At 37.3% G+C, this 24,031-nt stretch carries 14 protein-coding genes; 8 read left to right on the top strand and 6 right to left on the bottom strand.

What is annotated here, in order from left to right:
- Positions 1–62: 62 nt before the first annotated feature.
- Complete coding sequence (locus KO521_RS05880; protein ID WP_194527573.1) at positions 63–1,601, bottom strand: hypothetical protein; 1,539 nt, start codon at positions 1,599–1,601, stop codon at positions 63–65.
- Positions 1,602–1,862: 261 nt separating this feature from the next.
- Entirely contained in the window at positions 1,863–3,002 is a 1,140-nt protein-coding gene (locus KO521_RS05875) for a Gfo/Idh/MocA family protein (RefSeq protein ID WP_215938973.1), read from the bottom strand.
- Between the two features lie 148 nt (positions 3,003–3,150).
- On the opposite strand from KO521_RS05875, the gene KO521_RS05870 reads away from it, so the two are divergent.
- The 6 genes from KO521_RS05870 (at position 3,151) to KO521_RS05845 (ending at position 10,692) form a co-directional block, all read left to right on the top strand.
- The gene (locus tag KO521_RS05870) at positions 3,151–3,435 is read left to right on the top strand and encodes a hypothetical protein (protein ID WP_215938972.1); all 285 of its coding nucleotides are present in this window, start codon (positions 3,151–3,153) and stop codon (positions 3,433–3,435) included.
- Positions 3,436–3,505: 70 nt separating this feature from the next.
- Positions 3,506–3,976, top strand: coding sequence for a hypothetical protein (locus KO521_RS05865; RefSeq protein WP_215938971.1), 471 nt, complete (start codon positions 3,506–3,508; stop codon positions 3,974–3,976).
- Between the two features lie 13 nt (positions 3,977–3,989).
- Entirely contained in the window at positions 3,990–4,676 is a 687-nt protein-coding gene (locus KO521_RS05860; protein WP_215938970.1) for an SGNH/GDSL hydrolase family protein, read from the top strand.
- Between the two features lie 94 nt (positions 4,677–4,770).
- Positions 4,771–6,492, top strand: coding sequence for a phytoene desaturase family protein (locus KO521_RS05855; protein WP_215938969.1), 1,722 nt, complete (start codon positions 4,771–4,773; stop codon positions 6,490–6,492).
- A gap of 112 nt (positions 6,493–6,604) precedes the next feature.
- On the top strand, positions 6,605–9,907 hold the full coding sequence (locus KO521_RS05850; protein WP_215938968.1) for a DUF5107 domain-containing protein: 3,303 nt from the start codon (positions 6,605–6,607) through the stop codon (positions 9,905–9,907).
- Between the two features lie 14 nt (positions 9,908–9,921).
- Positions 9,922–10,692 (top strand): carbohydrate-binding family 9-like protein, encoded by a 771-nt coding sequence (locus tag KO521_RS05845; protein WP_215938967.1) that lies wholly within the window; start codon positions 9,922–9,924, stop codon positions 10,690–10,692.
- 10 nt (positions 10,693–10,702) lie between these two features.
- On the opposite strand, the gene KO521_RS05840 is transcribed toward KO521_RS05845, so the two are convergent.
- From KO521_RS05840 to KO521_RS05825, 4 genes are all read right to left on the bottom strand, one after another.
- Positions 10,703–11,863, bottom strand: coding sequence for a mandelate racemase/muconate lactonizing enzyme family protein (locus KO521_RS05840; protein ID WP_215938966.1), 1,161 nt, complete (start codon positions 11,861–11,863; stop codon positions 10,703–10,705).
- Between the two features lie 31 nt (positions 11,864–11,894).
- The gene (locus KO521_RS05835) at positions 11,895–13,196 is read right to left on the bottom strand and encodes an MFS transporter (protein WP_215938965.1); all 1,302 of its coding nucleotides are present in this window, start codon (positions 13,194–13,196) and stop codon (positions 11,895–11,897) included.
- A 247-nt stretch (positions 13,197–13,443) separates the two neighbouring features.
- Positions 13,444–15,195 carry a RagB/SusD family nutrient uptake outer membrane protein gene (locus KO521_RS05830; RefSeq protein WP_215938964.1) on the bottom strand — a complete coding sequence of 584 codons (1,752 nt, stop codon included), beginning with the start codon at positions 15,193–15,195 and terminating at the stop codon, positions 13,444–13,446.
- A gap of 18 nt (positions 15,196–15,213) precedes the next feature.
- Positions 15,214–18,429 (bottom strand): SusC/RagA family TonB-linked outer membrane protein, encoded by a 3,216-nt coding sequence (locus KO521_RS05825; protein WP_252729882.1) that lies wholly within the window; start codon positions 18,427–18,429, stop codon positions 15,214–15,216.
- Positions 18,430–18,761: 332 nt separating this feature from the next.
- Here KO521_RS05825 and KO521_RS05820 point away from each other — a divergent pair, with 332 nt between their 5' ends.
- Together KO521_RS05820 and KO521_RS05815 are read left to right on the top strand one after the other, a co-directional pair.
- Entirely contained in the window at positions 18,762–22,088 is a 3,327-nt protein-coding gene (locus KO521_RS05820) for a VCBS repeat-containing protein (RefSeq protein WP_215938963.1), read from the top strand.
- 13 nt (positions 22,089–22,101) lie between these two features.
- Positions 22,102–23,943, top strand: a complete 1,842-nt coding sequence (locus KO521_RS05815; RefSeq protein ID WP_215938962.1) for a CRTAC1 family protein — start codon at positions 22,102–22,104, stop codon at positions 23,941–23,943.
- Positions 23,944–24,031 lie beyond the last annotated feature (88 nt).

Raw genomic sequence — 24,031 nt, 5'->3', positions numbered from 1 at the left:
TATAAAATAGGGAAAGACCCCCATCAACAGATAGAGGTCTTTCACCATAAAATAGTAAGGTATTATCTAGGCAAACCTTTTAAGATAATGATTTGACCACCTTGGTTATCTTCTCTAGCACCTGCTGCAATTGCGTCAGGATTTTCAGATTCCATATCGTGACCATCTTTACTCTTGTAATCATCATTCTGCCAGTAGTGTGGCTGAAGGTTCAATAAGAACGTGTCATCTTCACCAACCTTATCGGATATATCTACCAATGCACCAAACTCACCACTGAAACCAGTGCTTCCTGATGGATCAAGATCGTTTCTGATCAATAATTCCAAAACTGTTTTTGCATTGTTCCCGTTTAAATCTGTTTGATAAATAGCAGCTGCGTGATTTCTATCGAAAGAGTTAGGATCTTCTTGAAGGTATACAAAGTTCTCTGTAACCGTAATGTTATCAGGACTCTGAAGCTCAGGAAGGTTACCGTCCATGTTATTAGTATCTGTATTACCACTAATAATCTGAGTGATTTTTCCAGTCAATGGAGATTCTTCATCCAGCTCCAATTTGTAAGCTGTACCCCAATCGTTATAAGTACCTCTTCCCGGACCTCTACCTGTTACGGCAACGAAAATATTTCTTGCATTGTCAACAGAACCTTTTTGGTAATCAACATCTTCAACACGCATAAAAGCAGAAGCACCTGCAGCAACACAAGCATCTTCCATTTCATTTTTGGTCATAGCCGCACCGTTTTCGATTTCAACGAATTCGAAAGCATAAGTTTCTTGAAAAGCCAACTGACCTTCGTTATAGATAACACCTTCTTCAACGGCCATTGGCGCGATTGGGTTACCATCTGCATCTGTAGAACCAGAAGCAACTTCTTTTAATTTAAGAACGTAGATTTTACCGTTGTTTAAATCGGCATCTCCATTTTCAGAATAATAAAGAGTAATCTGACCTTCAGAACCGCTAGAGTCATCATCACCTCCAATAATAACCGTTTTACCTTTATATGTATCTCTTGGTAAAGGAACAGCGTTTTCCCATGAAAACTCACCTAAAGCATCTAAACCAAAATCTGCAGTTGGCGTAGGTACGGCAACATGAGGGTCTATACCTTTAACATCATAGTGAAAGCTTTCTGAAGCAGAAAGAAAAATATCTTTTGCACCACCGTGAATGTCAGCTTCCCACATAGTACCAGAACACTGACGAGCGAAATCTGCAACCCCTGAGTTCAATAACCACTCACCGCCTGTTGGGTTTAAATTTTCATCTAAATGGATACGGCTAACCGCATAATCATCTTCAGCATTTACAATATACATGTAACCGTTACCTTCTTTTAAGAAACCGGCTCCATCTTGAGCACCTACCAATTGAAAACCGTCCTCTAAAATATCAGTAGAACTGATTAAAGAATAAGGTTTTACAAAGTTAAAGTTTGAATTCATTACTACTAAAGGCTCAAGATTCGATTTGTTCTCGAACATTGTTCCTTCATCTTCTTTTGGACCACCATGCCCGACATGTTCTTCTAATTTTTCACAGGAAGTAGTAGCTACCAAACCTGCTAGTAATAACAATTTAGATACTGTTTTCATTTTGTTCTTTGGTTATTAGTTATACTAATTTTGAACAAAAATATCTTAGCAATTCCCTAATATCGTTAACTGATTATGGTGATACCTTAAACTAAAGTTCAATTTTATGTTAAATCGTTAGCTTAACGTTACCATTTGTTTTCATTCTAAATAGCAAAACACTTTGGTATGAAAAATCTGTCAATTTTGAATTATCCTGATATTGAAAAATAAAAAGAGATGGTTTTAGAACCATCCCTTTCAAGTTTTTTGAAATTCTAACTATGCCCTTACAATTCCCATATCGCCTAAATCTAAAGGAATGGTCTTTCCTGATTCTTTAATCGATTTATAAATAGCTTCTACAATAATCATATCTCGCTTGCCCATCTCACCCGGTGCATAATTGGTGGTACCCATCATTATATGTTTGGCAAAATCATCCATCTGCAGCTTTTGTTGGCTTTGATGCGGGAATTTTATTTCTTTTCCTTCGGATGTGCGTCCGCTCAATGGTCCGTAACTGTGACATGGGTTCAGTTCTGCCCATCCTTTTTCAAAAGAAACAAACAATCGGTTCGCATTGGCATTATGCGAAGTGAACAGATTACCTACTACTCCATTTGGGAACTCCATCTGTGCAGTTATGGTCTCATCCGTATCTTTAAAGTAATCAGGTCTGGAGCTAAATTCCTGTGCCGCAACGGAAATAGGGTTTTGCCCTGTACCATATATGTTACTTTGTATAGAATAGACACCCATATTCATTAATGCACCCCCTCCTGAAAGCGCGTGGTTAAGCCTCCATTGGTCTGGGTTGCCTCCGGAAATATAACCGGCATCAGAAGATACGTAACGTACACCACCAAAAGGCTTCTCTTTTACCATGCGCTTAATCTCATTGGTATAAGGGTCCGACTGCATACGATAGCCTACACTTAATTTTACTCCGGCCTCGTTACAGGCATTAATAATAGCATCACATTCTTTAACGCTTACCGCCATAGGTTTTTCACAGATTACATGCTTACCTGCCTTTGCCGCCCGGATACAAAACTCGGCATGCATGCTGTTAGGAAGTACTACGTAAACAATATCAATATCTTTATTCTTGGCAATAGAATCAAAATTCTCGTAGTTGTAAACGTTCTTCTTGGGAATGTTGTACTTCTCCATCCATACCTTTTCTTTTGCAGGAGTTCCCGTAACTATACCCGCCAAATAACAATGCTCTGTATCTTGTAATCCCGGAGCTAATTGTCCGCCACTGTAACCTCCCAATCCAACTAGGGCTATACCTAGTTTCTTCTTATCTTTTCTTAAAGAAAATCCGTATCCGGAGCCAACGCCACTGAATAGGGTGGCCCCTGCTATCCCTTGAGATAATTTTATGTTGAAATTTCTTCTTGATATATTTTTCATTTTATGTTTCTTTTAGAATTTCCCCTCCTAAAATACAGATAATATTAGTTCCTGAAGTGCACCAACTAAAATTCTGAACAGTACCTAGATTCTTACTAACACTTGTAACATTTTCCAAAAATCCACTACTCATAAATAAACATATCATATGGCAGGAGAAGGATTCATGGCGCATGCAATTACTAGTTTAAGAACAAACAGGGCACTTTTAAAGAAGCGCAACTACAAAGACCTAAAGGAGCTTTGCCAAAATGGTACGGGTAAAACCGAGGTTGAGTTTAAAAAACTAAACGCACGAGAATGGGCCATACTCAAGCAAAAAATCAGAATTCAGCATAAAAACAATAGGCAAACTGAAACAATGATTTATGTCCTATCATTAGCTTTGACCTTCATAATTATATTCTATATCTATTGGGTATTTTTTACATAGCACTTACTCAATTAATTTTTATCTTTCCGGTTGAAAGGCTACCTTTATAAGCCGCATAATTTTAAAATTAATGTCTACCAATTCTTCTTCATTTTTTAAGACCTTATCTATAATTCATCTTGCGCTAGTAGTTGGAATTGTTGCTTTTGGAACATTTAAATACATGAACAATGGTAGTTTTAAGGCTAACGCAGACCCTAATGATGTTTTTATCTATGTCATACCGGTAGTGGCCGCTTTTGGCTATTTCATGAGCCAGTTTATGTTCAAAAAACAATTACAAGCCATACATAGAACGGATAGTTTAACCTTAAAACTTCAGAAATATCAGGCTTCTTCTATTATTAAATATGTTTTTATAGAAGGCCCCGCTTTTTTAGCTTTAATCGCTTATGGTTTCAATGGCAATGCTCTATTCTTGGTAATTGCCATTTTCTTGGTGGTTTATCTCTACAGCCAAAAGCCGACAAAACTAAAATTTATGAATGAAGTACCACTGACCATAGAAGATAAAACAGAATTTAAGAACACCAATACATAATCTACTAATTACAATGAAACTCAAACCAACATTACTTGCTGTATTAATGGGACTAGGAATAATCAACGGAATAAAAGGACAAGATTGGCCAAATTTAAATCAATTTCAAGCGGAAAACGATAGGCTGGCGAAACCTGCTCCAGATGAAAACCGAGTCGTATTTATGGGAAATTCCATTACTATAGGATGGATCAATTCACGCCCGGAGTTCTTTGCTAATAAATCTTATGTAAACCGCGGTATTAGTGGGCAAACTACACCGCAGATGTTAGTGAGATTCAGACAAGACGTGGTCAACTTAGAACCAAAGGTGATGATTCTTTTAGCAGGTACGAATGATATTGCTGGAAATACGGGCCCGTCCACTTTAGAAATGATTATGGCTAATATTAAATCTATGGCGGATATAGCTGCTGCAAATGACATTAAGGTAATTTTGTCTTCTACCCTGCCCGCTTTCGCTTATCCGTGGAAACCTGGAGTGGAGCCTGCCCAAAAAATTGTAAACCTCAATAAAATGATCAAAGCTTATGCAGAAGAAAAAGGTCATATTTATCTTGACTATTTTTCGGCTATGGCAGATGAGCGGAACGGATTGCCAAAGAAATTTGCAAAAGATGGCGTTCACCCTACAGTAGAAGGTTACAAAATAATGGAACCCCTTGTGGAAAAAGCCATCACCGAGGCTTTAAAAAAATAATATAATACGAGTCTTTAGTGTAAACAACGATTTCTGTTTTTTATGCATATCTTAGATAGTGATTCTAGTTTATATATCACCCATAATCCTGCGAATGCAAGAAACAGTTCAATATTCCGGAATAGAAAATACTAAAAACCAAATTGAAACCTATGATTCCATAATCATCGGTTCTGGGGCTGGTGGTTTGGCTACCGCTATTTGTTTGGCAAGAGCCGGAAAAAAAGTGGTAGTACTAGAGCAACATGACGTTCCCGGTGGCTGGTGCCATAGTTTTTACATTAACGGACACCGTTTTACGCCTGGTGTGCACTACGTAGGCCTTATGGCCGAAGGTGAAGCTACCAATGATTTATACCGAGGTCTGGGCATTGCTAACGACCTCGTATTTTTTAGGATGAATCCCGATGCCTACGAACATGTCCGAATTGGTGAAGAACGGTTTGATTTTCCCGCTAATTTCGATTTACTTATCGAACGACTTTCTGCTCGCTTTCCAAAGGATAAAAAACAGATTCACAAATACCTGAATTTAATACGGAAAGTAAGTGAGGAATTATATTCTCTTCCCTATTTTAAAGGATTTTGGCAGAAATTTACCATCCCCTTTAAAACCAAGCATTTTGGTAAATACGGTATGTTCAGTGTTAGAAAAGTAATTGGTTGGCACATAAAAAATCCTCTTTTAAAAAACATTCTCAATATACAATGCGGTGATCATGGGGTACAACCTAAAAAAGTTCCTTTTGTTCTACACAGTGCATTAATGTACCATTATTTTCAAGGAGGATATTATCCTATGGGCGGCGGTGGCGCACTTATTAAAGCCATGACCAATACGCTTAAAAAACACGGTGGGGAATTGCGTACAAGCACCGCAGTGAAAAAAATAATCTTAGAAGGTGAACAGCAAAAAAAGGCAGTTGGGGTTATTTTAGAAAACGGACAAAAATTATTGGCTAATACTATTGTCTCCAATGCAGATGTAGGTATCACGTATAATGAGTTGGTCGGAAGAGAAAACCTGAGTTCTAAATTCCAGCAAAAACTCGCTAAAACAAAATATTCCAGCACTTCGCTGATGTTGTTTTTAATTGTGGATATGGACTTGCGCAAAGCGGGTCTAGACTCCGGTAATATTTGGATGATGCCCAATAAGGACACTGATGATTTTTATGACAGCATGTTAGAATCCGATATTTCAAAAGGAGATGCCTTTGAGGGAATGTTCATTAGTTGTACCACTTTAAAAGACCCCTCTAGTTTTGACGGAAAACATCATAGTATAGAGGCTATTACCTTAGTTGACTATAAGGCTTTTGAAAAATTCAAAAATGAAAATCAGGAGCGTTCTCCGGAATACTTAGCTTTTAAAGAATTGTTAATGCAAAAAATGATAAACGGACTTGAAAAAGCCATACCGGGCATCAGCAATCATATTGTACAAAAAGATTTGGGTACTCCGTTGACCAATAAATATTACGTAAACACTACAGACGGAAACATTTATGGTACCGAGAAAAGCTTAAAACACATTGGGCCATTTGCCTACAAGGCAAAAAGCGAAATAGAAAATCTATTCTTATGTGGCGCTAGTATTCTATCTCATGGCGTAGCAGGAGTTTCACATTCTGGGGTTGATACCGCTGCACAAATTTTGGGTTGTGACCCAGACGAACTTAAAAAACCACAGGAAGACCAGCATATTAAAATTTATGAAGCTGAAGATTCCACAGACTACCCAGAATGGATGCTTAGAAAAATAGCCGTTAAAACTGCTAGGGCTAAGAGTAAAAGTCAGGAAATTAATACATAAAATATCTACAAGAGTTATTTTGTCAGTTTATTATACTCGGTAGACCATTTGTTCTACTGTATTTTAGTAATCCTTCTTAAATTTAAGAAGAACATTACAATACTGACAAATTATGCCAAACCAAAATCGTTTTCTTTCAGCATTTTTATTTTTACTCTGCATTTTCGAATTTCAGGCTCAAGTAAAGATATACGAAGGTCAAGAAACTATACCTACCTACAAGATAGGTATAGATGAAGTAAGTCCAATCTTTTATACCGGTCGTGGAGTTCAAGGTGCACAAGGCAAAGTATATCCTTATGCATCACAAACTAAGTTAGGTGATTCTTTGGTAAATGTAACTTATGATATGGTCTATTTGGAAAACGAATATATCCGTATAAAAGTTTTACCCGCTTTTGGCGGACGCCTTTTTTCGGCTATTGACAAAACTAACGGTCATGAACTTTTCCATACCAATAGTGTTATTAAACCTGATTTAATAGGAACTCTGGGCGCTTGGGTTTCCGGAGGAATCGAATGGTGTTTTCCACATCATCACCGCACCACCACTATGCTACCCAGTGATTATAGAATGATAAATAACGAAGACGGAAGCGCCACTGTTTGGATCGGGGAGACCGAAAAAACCCGAGATATGCGTGGTGTAGTAGGTATGACGCTGAGACCAGGTCGCTCCTACATTGAAGTGGATTATCGCATTAATAACACTAGCGATGTTACGACTACATTTCTTTTTTGGGCAAATGTGGCCATTACAGCAAATGATGATTTTAGAACCTTCTGGCCACCAAGTCAAGAAATTGGAGTATACCATAACAATAGTAGTTTTATTAAGTGGCCATTATCAAATAAAACAGACGATTACGGAAGAACCAGTTACGAAGAACGTGTAGACCTTACTTGGTGGAAAAACCACCCAAATCCGGTTTCATTTTTTATGTGGGACATTAAAGAGGGTTTTATAGGTGGGTATGATTATGGACAAAATGCGGGAACCGTTCATGTGGGTGATCCATTTGAAAACAATGCTTCAAAACTATGGCAATTTGGACCAGGATTACAAGGACAAAATGCAAGACGAAAACTAACCGATGACGGAAAGGCGTATGTAGAATTAATGACCGGTACATTTTCTAACAATCAACCCGATTATAATTGGATTCTCCCCCATTCCGTTAAAGATGCAAAAAATTACTGGTATCCTATTCGGGATTTAGAGGTGGTCAAAAATTCAAATACCGATGCTTCCGTAACATTGCAAAAGCGTAATGCAAAAACTTTTTTTTATGGGTTCAACACCACCAAAACCTTTAAAAATGCTAAGGTTATTCTCAAAAATGGCCAAACCATTTTGGAAGAAAAAACGATAGATATTGACCCCGCCCATCCTTTTACATCCACATATAAAAATAGAAAAGTCTTAGATGAATATCAACTTACTGCTCTTATCCAGGATGCGGACGGTAATGAACTTATTTCATACACGCCCTACAAACCTGCAAACCCTCAACTACCCGAAAATCAGGAAAAGGTAAAGAAACCAGAAGAATTAAAAACTGTTGAAGATTTATATTTAACCGGACGTTTCGTTGAGCAATTTAGAAGACCGGGTATAGAACCAGATGATTACTATTTAGCCGCTTTGGACAAATCGCCAAATGATTACCGCACCAATCTAGCTTTGGGTATTCGTAGAATAACTCAAACAAAATATGAAGAAGCTTTGAAATATCTTCAAACCGCAGCGGACAAATTAAAAGTGAAATACTACCAACCCAAAGAAGGTGAAATATTCTACTATTTAGGGTTGGCACACCAAGCATTAGGCCATAAAGAAGAAGCCTATGCCAACTTAGCTAGAGCCACCTGGTACTATCAATGGTTTTCTGCCGGTAACTTTAAATTAGCACAAATAGAGAGCGCCAAGGGGAACTATTCAAAGGCTCTGGAATATGCCCAAGAAGCCTATTCCACAAACAACAGAGATGGGAGGATTGTAGTATTGAACGCGGCTTTACTTCGTAAACTAGACCGACAAAATGAAGCCAACGGACTTTTAGAAAATCAAATTGCCTACGATCCACTTGATTTTTCTGTGCTATATGAAATGGAACTCAGTAAGGGTAATACCTCTATGACTGCTTGGCAAAAGAATATGCAAGATCCAGAAAATAATTATTTGGAGATTGCCACTAATTACATGAACGCAGGGTTACTTGATGAGGGATTAGCCCTATTATCAGATTTAGAGGATATATCTAGTCCGCTTGTGAACTATTACAAAGCTTGGTTCTATAATCAATCTGGTGAGTCAGCAAGAAGAACAGAAGCTTTAGCTAAAGTTAAAGAAACATCATTAGACTATGCTTTTCCCTATCGTACGGAGACTGAAACCGTTTTACAGAACGCTTTAGAAATTGACGCTAATAACTCTACTACATTGTATTTGCTTGGTAATTTACTATATGATAAAAGACCTAATGATGCCTTAAAATATTGGGAAAAAGCAGCTAGCATTGACACTAGTATTCCTATGGTATGGCGAAATCTTGCATTTGGTGCTTTTTATCATCAAAAGAACCCTTCAAAAGCGATTGATTATATGACCAAAGCTATCTCACTTAATAATTCCAATCCGCTTTGGTATTCCGAACTTTCCGAATACTATGATGAATCAGATTCTGATTTTAGGAAGAACCTAGAGATCTTAGACAATAATCTTGATATTGTAAGAGAAGATGTGGATGCTCCAAAAACGTATGTTGAACTTTTGAATCTAGCCGGAGATTATGATAAAGCTATCGCATTTCTTGATACACATCACTTTAGAACTTGGGAAGGTGGTAGAGAAACGTACTGGCATTATGTAGATGCCCATACCTTAAAAGCTAAAAAGTTGATTGCCGATAAAAACCCTAAAGAAGCTGTTTCTCATTTGGAGCGGGCACTACTTTACCCTGAAAATCTTGAAGTAGGCAAGCCTACACACGACGAAAAAAATGCAATGATCTATTATTATATGGGAGAAGCTTATGACCAATTGGGTGATGCTAAAAAAGCGAAGTCCAGTTATCAAAAAAGCATTGACGCCCAGAGCGGAAGAGGTATGAACGACCTTTTATTTTTTCAAGGTAAATCATTGGAAAAGTTGGGAGATTCAGAAAAGGCAAAAACCATTTATAAAGACCTTATTGCAAAAGGGAAGTCAATGCGTGAGAGTGGCACCGGCAATACGTTAGTTGCCGTAGAAGAAGCCTCCGCTACAAACAACAAGTTCACTTCCAACTCCTATTATTTAGAAGCACTAGGTAATCTAGGACTTAAAAACACTGCAGAATCGGAAAAGGAACTACAACAGGCGTTAGATATTTATCCTAATAATTTATGGGCCAAAATCTTGATAAACAAATAACCATCATTAAACATATGTTACAAAATACTAAGGTTTTAGTCACCGTCTTCTTTCTATCCGCTACCGTGTGGGCACAACAAGAAAAGAAACTTTCTTTGGGAGAACAACCTATTTTTAAAGTTTCTAAAGTTAGTGAGCCCATGCAGATAGATGGAAAAATGAAGGAAGGGGCTTGGTCCAGAACGGAAGCTAGAACCTTAGATAATTTCTATAATATAGATAAACCTTTGGACCAACAGAAATCAACTTTTAGAATGCTTTGGGGTGAAGAAAAGTTCTTTATCTTTTTTAAAATGGAAGACCAATTCATAACCTCTAGGGAAACCAAAAGAGACGGCCAACCCTATTTTGATGACTGTGCCGAAATATTCTTCATTACCGCACCAGATAGCCTAGACACTCATTTTGGATATGAATTGAATTTAAACAAAGCTTCAAACGACTTTATTTATTTCAATAATTATACAATGGGGAAAGATGTAGTTTACAAATCTTTCAATCCTAGTTTTGAGGTAGAGGTAACATTTGAAGGAACAATAAATGATAATTCCGATATAGATAAGGGATGGACCATGGAAATGGCCATCCCCTATTCTAACTTTGGTGAGCTTGGTAAAGTAGTTGCAATTAAACCCGGAAATAAATGGGCTTTCCTTGCTATTAGACAAGACCGAAACGATGCAGACGGCAACCGACGATCTACTTCAACGCTATTTCCTATTTATGATATTTCTAAAAACGTACATCAAGCCAACCGTTTTGGACTAATGGAATTTGTTGAATAATACGTTTTGATTACCAATTGGTAAATGAACCGTCTTTACGTCGTAATCTTGGTATTTCAATTGGTTTAAACGTTTGTTTTAGAGCCAATTCCTCATTAAACTCAACACCAAGTCCAGGAGTATCCAACACCGGATACGTAGGTCCATTCAACATAGGACGTATAGGATAGAATTCCGGAGCATCGGTTCCCATATATTGTGCAGGGGTGTTCATTTCTTCCAACCAGCCAAAATTAGGACAAGCTGCTGCCATATGAATGGAAGCCGCTGTACAAATAGGACCTAACGGGTTATGGGGCATCAAATCTATATAATGTGCTTCCGCCAAACTGGCCACCTTCATTGCCTCGGTAATTCCACCTACATTACAAATATCTATACGTGCATATTGAGTCAAATTTCGCTCCAAAAAAGGTAAAAACTGCCATTTACTAGAGAACTCCTCCCCTATTGTAAAAGGAATATCTACCATTTTACGAAGGTTCTCATATGCTTCCGGATTTTCATCGCGGATAGGTTCTTCAATATAATCCAATGTTCCCGGAGGCATACGTTTTATAAACGAATACGTCTGTGCCGGAGTAAGTCTTGTATGGTAATCAATGCCTATGGTAATGGCCGTACCCACTTCTTTACGTAGGTCTGTACACCACTCGGCAATCGTAGCAATGGATTGTCTGGGTTCAAAAAGTTCTTTATCTCCTTCTGCTTCAAATTCCGCAGGAGCCAAACGCAACATTGTCCAACCTTCTTTAATACAGGTTTTAGAATATTCAAAAAGTTCTTCTTTAGTCCTAAAGCGTACCGAAGCAAAGCAATCTACGTAATCCCTATGTTTACCTCCTAAAAGCTCATATACAGGAACTCCCAGGGCTTTTCCCTTAATATCATAAAGAGCAATATCTATGGCCGAAATGGCTGCAGTAAGTACACGGCCGCCTTCAAAATATTGCCCTCTGTACATTTCTTGCCAAAGCGCACCTATGTTCCGAGCATCTTTGCCTATTAGAAATCCTTTAAAATGCTCAATTGCACCTATAACTGCCAATTCCCTTCCTGAAAGACCTGAAGTACCCCATCCATGTATTCCTGAATCGGTTTCGACCTTTACTACTAATTGACTTCCAAAGCCTACATTTATAGGAAAGGTTTTAATAGCTGATATTTTCATAAAATGTCTATTTACTATGTTTCGTGTTTTACTAATTTTTTGGAACAATACGTTCAACCTTACCTACGATAAAAGTGTATGATATAAAACCCAGCAATGCAATTCCTCCAATAAAGAAAAGTGCAGGACTAAAGTCTCCATCTTCTACCAAATAACCTATTACGATTGGAACAACAACCCCTGCTAGACCACCAATAAAATTAAAAGCCCCACCAGTAAGTCCTATTAATTTCTTAGGTGCCATAAGTGAAATAAATATCCAAGCAATACTTGCTAACCCGTTACCAAAAAAGGCCAGGGCCAAAAATAGTATTACAAAGAATGTATCATCTGTATAGTTTGCCCCAATAATACATGTAGATAATAACATACCAACGATAATAGGTGTCTTTCTAGAAATTTCTACGGAATAGCCTTTTTTTATCAAATAATCAGATGTAAAACCGGATAAAAGCACCCCAAAAAAGGCTGCTAAGAAAGGAATGGACGCCAAGAAACCTGATTTCAAGAAATCTAATCCTCTAAACTCCACTAGATATGTGGGAAACCAGGTGAGGAAAAATATAGTTGTAGCTCCCAAGCAGAATTGACCTATATAAAGCCCCCAGAGTTTTCTGTAGATAAAAGCTTGCTTGAAGTCGTTCCAATCAAATTTTTTCTTGTCCTCTTTCTTTACATCGTTTTTACCAACAAGTCCTCCACCTTTTTCAATATGTTCTAGCTCGGCTTTATTTATAGATTTATGGTCTTGCGGATTCCTATAGAAAAGGTACCAGATTGCCGCCCAGAGAAGACCTATTATACCAGAGATAATAAATAGGCCTCTCCAGCCAAAATAAGTTTGAATAGTTACGAGGACCGGTGTTAAAAAAGCAAGCCCTAAAAACTGTCCAGAAGTGTATATGGCAATTGCCGATGCACGTTCATTGTCTGGAAACCATTTAGTTACCACTAAATTATTTATAGGATAAGAAGGGGCCTCAAATATTCCGATACTAGCTCTTAAACCCAATAAAGCTCCAAAGGAACTGACCATACCTTGTATAAGTGTGGCTACGGACCATAGGGCCATCATAACAGAATATAGAATCCGGGTAGGAAGTTTGTCCGCAACTATTCCACCAGGAATCTGTAAGCAAGCATAGGTCCATGCAAAGGCAGAAAATACGTAGCCCATCTGTACATTGCTTAAGCCAATATCTTCTTTCATGGCAAAAGCCGCCACTGAAATGTTACTTCTATCTAGATAATTAATTACCACGGTAATAAAGACCATGGCCAATATATTATAACGTTTACGCGTAGAATTTGCAGTTGTATTTAAGTTGGTCATTTATTTAGTAGTATTATTTTCTAATTAAAAGCGATTTATTATTCTGCTATTTTCAATAAAATTGAGGGTGAAAATACCATTCTAAATTTTAAAAAGTGTCAATATAACAATTATTATTGTTTGGAGTAAAGGATGTGTCCTTAAAAATACATTCTTCTGGCAATTAGTGATAAAAAGAAACGGCAACAGGAATAAATAACCTGCTGCCGCTTACAAACAACTAACTCAACTAGTTAAGTTTTAACCTTTAATAGGCTGGATCTTGTGTTAACACTTCTGGTTGCAAATCAACCTGGGTTTGTGGAACGGGCCAGTGATCATCTTGACCTCCCGTATAATTTGCTCCTTGAAGCCAAGGAAGCTTCTCATCACTTAATTCGGATGCCAAATATTTGGTAATAGTTGGCTCATCAATTCCCCAACGTACCAAATCTTGAAATCGCATTCCCTCTAAGGCAAACTCTAGGCGCATTTCATGGTAAATTGCTTTTCTAGCGTAGTCCTGATTAGGAAATGATGTATACAGCCCTAAGTTATAATTAGCAGCAGGCTGATCTTCATCTATGTCTAACTCATACCCACTTTCAAAAGTGGTGTTATTTACTTTACCCATTACCAAATCATCTTGAGCACGCTCACGAATTTCATTTACCAAATCCACTGCTGTACCTAAATCGTTTTCCTCCATGGCAACTTCCGCTCTCCACAGAATTATATGGCTAAGTCTAAATATACGCCAGTTATTACCGTTAAGACCATTTGACCATGTTGGGCTAGAAATAGATATAACTCCTTTATTTCTTTTATAGAACATAATTTTTTTGTTCAAGAAAGGTCCCATACCCGCTTGATCTAACATCCAGTCACTACCGGACATTGGACCCCAATCCAAAAATGGAATACCTCTTCTACCAATAGTCCAATCAACTCTAGGGTCAAGTGACTCAGCAGTAGGCGTAAAAGGTTCGGTATCCAAAACTCCATAATCTTCTAACAATAAATCGTCTTGGAAGGTATCGAACAAAGGCAGACCATCTGCATCTGTTTTAAATGCATTGAATAAATCAAAACTAGGGGCGCTATATGCACAACAAGAACCAACGTCTGCTCCTCTAGGAAATAAAGTCCTGTGATCTGCACCGCTATTGGCGTCACCAGCACCATCATTAACAGTATATTGTACTTCTAAGATACTTTCTGCATTATTCTGCTTTTCTTCATCAAAGTTATCATAGTAGTGATCCATTAACTGAAAAGGCCCATTATCTATAATATCATCTAAATAAGGTTTAGCTTCAGTAAATTCCTGCTGAAACATATGTACACGAGCTAAAAGTGCTTTAGCAGCCCAACGAGATGCACGGCCTATCTCAACTTCTTCTGCCATACCGTTATCAATCCCCCATTTTATATCTGCCTCGATCTTGTCCCAAACCTCAGTATCATTAGTCACTTCACTTGCAACTACATCATCAGTTATATATGAGATTTTTTCAATCTTAGTACGAAGTTGAAAATGGTACCAAGCTCTTAACCAACGTGCCTCTGCTTCAAGTTGAACAGCAACGGCAGGCTCTACATTCTCTCCCGCTTTTTTCAACACTCGGATAGCATCATTTGCTCTAGCCACTCCATCATAATTAGCAGCCCAAAGACCTTCTACCCATGGGTTGGTAGCATCTGTTTCGTATCTCTCTATAAGATTAATAGGACTCCATCCACCAGTTTGGTCTCCACGGTGCATGTCATCCGAAGGAACATCACCCCATACCCAATTCGTGGCAGATGCTTCTCCCTGTCCTCCAACTTCACCATTTGAATAGCCATCTAGTCTTGAGTACGCACCAACAAGAAGAAGGTCTACACCTGCTTCGGTAGTTAAAATTTCCTCACTTACCGCTCCTTTAGGTTTTTCCTCCAGGAATTCCTCACCACATGACCAAGAAAGGGCTATGACCGTAGCAAACAATCCGGTTTTTATAATTAAATTATTTTTCATCTTTTTCAATTTTTTATTTTACAATGAGATATTAAGACCAAATATGATTTGTCTTGGAGAAGGCCACGTACCCAAATCTAAACCTCTATCAATATCTGATGAAAATCCAGAATCTGGGTCATTATATAATGCAATTTCTGGATCAAGACCAGAGTAATCCGTTATAGTAAATAAATTTGTTCCCATAACATAGATTCTCATTTGAGAAAGATTAATCTTATCCAAAATTCTTTGAGGTACGTTAAATCCTAATTGCGCATTCTGTAAACGAAAGTATGATGCATCCTCAACCAAATCTGAATGTGTATTCTGTTCAAAACTAGTTTGAGAAGATGCTTTGGGTAAAACAGCATCTGCATTATTATCTAAATAAGGGCTGCCCCATGATTTAAACAATCTATCAGAACTTTTAGGTCCTTGGAACAATCCGTATCTAGTAAAACGATTATAGTAATTGATAGCGTCATTTCCTTGGCTCGTATAGAAGCTAGCTCTAAAATCAAAACTCTTATATTCAAAACCTATATTAAGACCAGCTGTAAAATCCGGATTAGGATTACCAATAAAAGTTCTATCATCAGCATCAATTTTTCCATCATTATTTACATCCCTTATAATAAGGTTACCAGGTTTATTATAATCCGCTGCTTCATCTTCGTTGTGGTTAGGATGTGCCTCTGCCTGTGCTGTAGTTTGAAAAATACCATCTACCACGTATCCGTAAAATTCAGGAAATGCTCTTCCTTGCTCAACTCTTGAATACGTCTGAGCTCTTTGACTTCTTCCTGTAATGATTTCGTCTTCATTTCCTGTTAGTTTTTCTACAGTGTTTTTATACGTAGAAAATACTAATCCAACATTGTATCTAAAATCTCCTTCATCAGATCCACCTCCATTGTAGCTCAATTCAATATCAACACCTTTGTTATTCATATCACCTATGTTAACACTTGGAGCATTAGCAATTCCTTCTACAGCAGGTATGGTAATTGGGAATAACATGTCTTTTGTGTCCTTTCTCCAAAAATCCACAGTAAGGTTTACCCTGTTGAACAACGTAGCATCAACAGCAAAATTAGTAGAAGTAGTTGTTTCCCATTTAGCATCAGGATTACCTATTGCCGTAGATTGAAAACCTTGTTGTATTATACCATCTGCGCCTCCAAGTCCGTAGAATGAACTACCTAAATCTGAGCCAAACGTTTTGAATCCGTTGTAATTACCTATTTGATCATTACCTGACTGACCCCATCCTGCGCGAAGTTTCAAGTAATTCAACCAACTACTGTTGGCCAGAAAATTTTCTTTTGACACCACCCATCCACCGGACAGTGCTGGGAAATTACCCCATCTATTGTTAGCTCCAAATCTTGAAGAACCATCACGTCTAACCGTTGCTTCAACCATATATTTATCATCGTAAGAATAATAAAGACGGGCAAAATAAGAATTTAACGCCCATACTGCAGCTTCCGCATCATTGGTTAGATTTTCTGATCCTGAGCTAAGAATAAAAAAATCATCATCAGTAGAGAAAAAGCTTTCCCTTCCTGCAGAGATTTGATCATACCTAAATCTAGTTGATTCCGTTCCTAATAGTACATCTAATTTATGTACCTCATTAAATGTTTTATTATAACTTAATGTATTCGTGAAATTCCACGTTAAGTTATCTCCTCTAGTCTCTGTTAATGTATGTCCTGGGTTTCCATTGGTATTCTCTAAATCTGCAAACCTAGGGTCATAATTTGAATACCAATTCATATTATACCCTAAAAGCGATTTGAACGTTAGGTTGTTAGCAGGTTTAATCTCTACAAAAACATTACCAGTTACATTTAAAGTAGTTCTCTTATCCTTGCGTTCTCTGAAATTATTACCTACGGGGTTTGGGCCATCATTCAATCCTCCACCAACTACACCACCGGCAAAATTACCAGCAACATCTCTTACGGGAATTAACGGGCTGGTTTCTACAATACTATTGAAACCAACCGTATTTCCTTTTGATTCATTTAAAGTAACACCTAGACGTTCTCCAATTTTCAACCAATCTTTTACGTCGGAATCAATATTGGATCTAATCGCATAACGGTTATAGGAATTGTCTCTTAAGACCCCTTCTTCCTTAAAATAATTAGCACTCAATGCATAGGTCGTATTATCAGAACCACCGGAAACCGAAATAACAAAGTCCTGTAAAAGCGCTGGTTGATAAAGCTCTTCCATCCAGTCCGTACCCTCTTGGTTGGTTTTAGTAATCGGGTAATTTACTTGGTCGTACAATGCCGGATTAGTTGATGCATCGCCAAAAGACGCTCCATTAGGATACAGATAATCATTTACTTGAGTTGCACGAATATTGTTTGGATCAAATTGAAAATGCTTATGATTAGGAGTAATTCCATCATTTGTTTGTTCTAACCAGATTTGTTGACCAACCAAATTAGGATCAGTTACAAGATCATATCTGGAATTGGCAGTACCCATACCTGTTCTCAGATTTATATCAATTTTGGCCGGTTGGGCTTTTCTACCTGTTGTAGTAGTAATCAAAATTACACCATTTGCACCTCTTGAGCCATAAATAGCTGTTGAAGAAGCATCTTTAAGAACTTGCATGGATTGAATTTGATTAGTAGGTGGTGGCGTAGCACCAAAAACCCCATCCACAACATATAAAGGGCCATTTCCATTAATCGTACCTAAACCACGAATTCTAACCTGTGCACTTTGTCCTGGTCTGGCCGAAGCATTTACCGTAACACCGGCAGCACTACCTTGAAGCGCTCTCGTTGCATCGGATGAAGCTTGTTGCTCTATGTAAGCCGTTTTTACGGTACTAACAGCACCAGTAACATCTGCCTTTTTTCTAGAACCATAACCAATAACCACAACTTCGTCCAGAAGTTGAGAATCTGGCTGTAATTGTACGTTAATTGATGTACCTGTTTCTGCAGCTATTTCTTGTGTGGTATAACCTGTATAGGAAATAACCAGTATATCACCAGTATTTGCAGATAAGGTAAAATTACCGTCAAAATCAGTGACTACCCCATTTGTGGTCCCCTTCACCAGAACATTGGCCCCGAACATGGGTTGATTAAATTCATCGGTTATTGTACCACTTACATTGGAATCTTGTGCAAATCCCATGGATGCACAAGACAACATAAGCGCAAACAATAACCAATGTTTGCGTTTTGTGAGTTGTTTAAATAAACATTCTTTCATAATAATGCCTGTTTTTTGTTAGTTAGTATTTTGACCAAACAATAAAAAAAAGTTTAAATAATTAGGATTTTCACTTTAAAAACCTGTATTTATTGAGTAATCAGTAATCATTTCACCAAAGAAACTGTTTTGAATTGATTAGCAGTCGGCAATAAATGGTCAAAATCGGGTAATTATAGGTCAAGCATGCCTTTTGACCTATAATTACCTGAGCATGAACCTATTTTACCCGTTCTATCACTCGTGTTTCCGTATTTTGAGCTAATTATTTTACTTGTTATGTTTCATTTCTTCATTAAGGGTTCTATTTAACTATTCATTCTTTAACAACTATGGGTATACGCCTTATATTAATTGCTTTACTATTCATTCTCACCTTCTCTTGTAAAAAAGAGAATCAAAAACCAATTGATGATTCAAAAACACTATTTACACGTGTAGAGCCCACAAATTCCGGGATACTATTTTCAAACACCCTAACCGAGACGCCTGAAGACAACCACCTGTTAAATGAAAATTTTGTTACTGGAGCAGGAGTTGCCATAGGAGATATTAATAATGATGGATTACCTGATATTTATTTTTCCGGGAATCAAGTAAACGACAGGCTTTACCTTAATAAAGGTGATATGACATTTGAAGATATTACTGAAAAGGCAGGTATCTTAAACCTGGATAGCTGGTCTACAGGTGTGACTTTTGCCGATGTTAATAATGATGGCTTTCAAGATATTTATGTATGCAAGAACGAACAGCAGGACAAGAGTAAAAGTGTAAATTTACTATACATCAATTCAGGCCATGACACTTTTGAAGAGATGGCAAAAGAATATGGTTTAGATGACAATGGATTTTCTATTCAGGCCAGTTTCTTGGACTATGATAAAAACGGACTTATTGACCTATATGTTGTAAATCAACCTCCTGGTTACGGTAATAGACAAGGAGGAAAAAAAAGAGTGAAAGGCTCCAATCCCGCATACAGTGACAAACTTTATAGGAACCTCGGGAAAGACATTGGTTTTATTGAAGTTTCTCCCATGACCAAAACTGAGAATTTGGCTTTTGGCCTTTCTGTGGCAATTGGGGATATTAACAATGACGGATGGCAAGATATGTATGTTGCCAATGACTATAATGAGCCGGACTTTTTTTACATAAACAATAAAAAGGGAGGTTTTAAAGAAGACTTAGAAAATCACTTTAGGCATATATCCAATTTTAGTATGGGTACTGATATTGCTGACATTGATAATGATGGCAATTTGGATATTATGGTACTGGATATGGTTGCTGAAGACCATAAACGCATAAAAACCAATATGGGCGGTATGAACCCGGAAAACTTCTGGAACATCGTTAATGAAGGCGGGCACTATCAGTATATGTTCAACACCTTGCAACGCAATAACGGTAACGGGTCTTTTAGTGAGATTGCACAAATGGCAGGTGTATCCAATACAGATTGGAGTTGGGGACCGTTAATTGCGGACTTTGACAATGACGGGTTAAAAGACCTATTTGTTACTAATGGCATTAAGCGAAACATGCGCAATAGTGACGTAAATAAAAGATATGAGCAAATATTAGATAGTATTGGCAAGGTCGCAAAAAAGGAAAACAAGAAGTTTCAAGATGTTGTAGATGTTTTGGCTTTAGCAAAAATTGCTCCTGAAGATAGGCTTCAGAATTATATCTATAAAAATAATGGAGACCTGACTTTTAACAAAGAAAACAAAAACTGGGGTTTTGAACTAGAAACACTTTCAAACGGTGCAGCATATGCAGATTTAGACCAGGACGGTGATTTGGATATTGTGGTAAGTAATATTGATGAAGAAGCATTTATTTATAAAAATCATACGATTGAAAAAGATAAAGGGAACTACCTGAGAGTAAATCTTTACCCTTCTACAATGTCAGAAAGTCTAGGTAGTAAAATTTTACTGTTTAAAGGGGCTATACCATGGCAGACTATTGAAATAACAAATGTTAGGGGCTATATGTCCAAAAGCGAGAACACAGCGCATTTTGGGATTGGTTCATTAGAAAGTATCAAAAAAATTAAAATTCAATGGCCCAATGGGCAGATTAGCGAACTAGAAGATATTGACGCAAACCAAACTCTGGATATTTATCAAAAAAATGAAAGGTTTTTAGCTAAGTCCGGTACAAATACCAATCCTATATTTAAAGATGTTACACTTACAAGTAACCTACAGTACAAGCATAAAGAAAATGAATTTGATGATTATAAAAAGCAAGTGTTACTTCCTCACAAAATGTCTCAATTTGGACCAACTATAGCTGTTGCAGATGTAAATAATGATGGAATGGAAGATTTTTATATTGGCGGTGCTTCTGGTAGCAGTGGCACGTTATTCATACAGAATACCTCCGGAAAATATGATTCCGTTTCTCAAAATGCATTTAAGAAAGATAAAATCTCTGAAGACCTAGGTAGTGTATTTTTTGATATTGACAATGACGGTGATAAAGACCTATTCGTGGTCAGCGGTGGATATGAATTTTCAATAAACAGTAAAAATCTTCAAGACCGTCTTTATTTAAACGATGGAAAAGGGAATTTTAAAAAAGATAACAGTAGAATACCTAACTACTTAAATAGTGGGTCAAAGGTGGTAGCTGCCGATTATGATATGGATGGTTATATAGACCTATTTGTCAGTGGTAGACAATTACCAGGTAAGTACCCTTCTCCTGCCAACAGCACATTGTTGAAAAATGAAAATGGATATTTAAAAGACGTCACTGCAATAAAAGCTGAGGACTTTCATAGCTTGGGAATGGTAACTTCTGCGCAATGGATACACCTAAACAATGATGATAGATTAGATCTTGTTGTAGTAGGTGAGTGGATGCCGATCACAACTTTTCTCCAAACCAAAAGCGGAACATTTGAACGGTTTTCTTTCCAAGGTTTGGAAAATTCCGAAGGTTGGTATTACAGTGTTACCCCAGCAGATATGGATAATGATGGAGATGATGATTTCATAGTGGGGAATTTAGGGCTGAATTATAAATACAAAGCATCTAAGGAACAACCATTTCAGGTGCATAGTGCGGATTTTGATGAAAACGGTTCACAAGATATAGTTTTAAGCTACTTTGAGGAAGGCCAGGTATATCCCCTTAGAGGTAGATCTTGTTCCATTGATCAAATACCAGAATTAGATACTAAATTTCCAACTTTTGAGTCTTTTGGAGATTCTGATTTAAAAACTATTTATGGCGATAAATTAAATAACGCACTCCATTTATCTGCTTACACCTTTGCTTCTTACTACGTAGAAAATATAAATGGAAAATCATTTAAGATGCACAAGCTTCCCCAGCTAGCACAAGTATCGAGTATAAATACAATACTTGCCCAAGATTTCAATCAGGACGGAAATAAAGATTTACTTATTGCCGGTAACCTATTCACTTCAGAGATTGAAACCCCTAGAAACGATGCGGGCATTGGTCTTTTTCTAGAAGGTAACGGTAAAGGGGAATTTACCACTACTATGCCCGCCAAAAGTGGATTCTATGCCCCTTTTGATGTCAAGGACATGAAGATTATTAAAAATGGGAATAAGTCTAACATCTTAATTGGTAATAATAATCATCACCTACAGCTCATTGAATTCAATTAGAACATTAGAACACATGATAATTACAGATTTTAATACGTACAGAACATCATTTTTACTACTACTTTTTCTTTTAGTGAGCAGACACCTGTATTCCCAAACATTTCAGGAGAAAGATATTCGTCTTTTTTCAGAGATGACCGGCACTGGTGGTAATGCAGTCGCGGATTTTGATCAAGATGGGGATTTAGATGTTTTTATGGTTGCACAGGGTTCCTTTAATGCAGGAAATAAAAGTTCATGGAGCAGACTTTTGGAAAATAGAGGAGGTTTTTTTATTGATGTAACGGAATCCTCTGGCTTTTCAAAACAATATACCGGCAAAGTTACGGGAGGAGTAAAACTTTCTGCTTCATGGGGAGATTACAATAATGATGGGTTTCCGGACTTGTTTCTAGGACATCAAAACAAATCACAATTGTACAAGAACAACGGTGACAAAACTTTTACCGAAGTTACCACTGAGGCCGGAATAACCTCTTGTGCCCCATGTAACAATACAGGTGGGGTCTGGTGGGATTACAACAATGATGGGCATCTAGATTTGTATATGGCCTATTTAGGAGAGCCAAACCGTCTTTATACTAATTTAGGTAATGGTAAATTTAAGGAATCAGTTAATGCTCTAGGATTAAATGACTCTGGCAGAACGTGGTCCTGTCAGCCCTTGGATGTCAATAGAGATGGCTGGATGGACCTATATGTTATTAACGATTTTGGGTTGAGTAATTTTTACATTAGCGAAAAAGGAGTGTCATTTATTGATGCCACAGAAGAATACAATCTAAAAAATACAGGAGATGGTATGGGATCTTCCATTGGAGATTTTAACAATGATGGTTTTTTTGATATTTATGTGACCAATATTTCAGAAATACAAAGCAACCCTTTATTTGCCGGTTCATCAGAAGGTCCTTTCAAAAATGTGGGGCAAACACAAGGAGTTGGCAACGCACATTTTGGATGGGGAAATCGGTTTTTTGATGCAGATAATGATGGTGACCAAGACCTATATGCAGTAAATGGTATGGCCGATTTAAAATATGACAACAAATTTTTTAAAAACTTAAAGGCCAACGGTACTGATAAATTTACTGACTGGTCTTCACCATCTGCCACAGATGGTCACGGCAATGGCATGGCGGTAGAAGTATTTGATTTTGATAATAATGGATTTCTAGATATCCTAGTGTCAAACGTAGATGATGCTCCCTATCTATACCAAAACAATACCGCTAACCCTAATAAATGGCTGCAAGTAGAGCTAGAAGGTACTATTTCCAATAGGGATGCACTGGGCGCAACGGCCATTGCTTATACCCAAAACAATGCCATACACAGATTAAAATTTGCCGTAGGTGTTATGGGCCAAAGTATAAAACCTCTGCACTTTGGACTTGGAGAAACCCAAAAAATAGACAGTTTAGAAGTTCTATGGCCCAGTGGAAACAAAGAGACAATTTATAACATTTCAACAAATCAAAAAATCAAAGTTTTAGAAGAAAATGGAATGGTTAAAGGAAACATTTTCAATGATGAAGATATTCAACCTGTAGCCATTAAGGACGCTCTACCCGAAATTAAAAAATCTATGGACATGAAAGCCTATTACAATATTCAAAATAGAGCTATAACATTTGAAATAAAGAAACCTATTGAGGGAGTTTTATCTCTAAACATATATTCATTATTAGGCAAATCCATCTATTCTTTAAAAGCAAAAACGGTAACCGATCAAGATTATATTTTAGAATGGACAGGTCATTCTCAACAAGGACAAAAACTCCCCTCTGGAGTATATATCTATAGTATTGATCTTGAAAAAAGCTCTTGGCATGGTAAAATGCTTATAGATTAATAAGATCATAAGTTAGTTTTGACCTAACCTTACTTAAACTAAGTAAAAAGCCCAATACCATATACGGAATTGGGCTTGCGATTTCACT

Source organism: Zobellia uliginosa (assembly GCF_018860745.1).
GTDB lineage: Bacteria > Bacteroidota > Bacteroidia > Flavobacteriales > Flavobacteriaceae > Zobellia > Zobellia uliginosa_B.
This window is presented reverse-complemented; position numbering and strand designations above follow the sequence as displayed.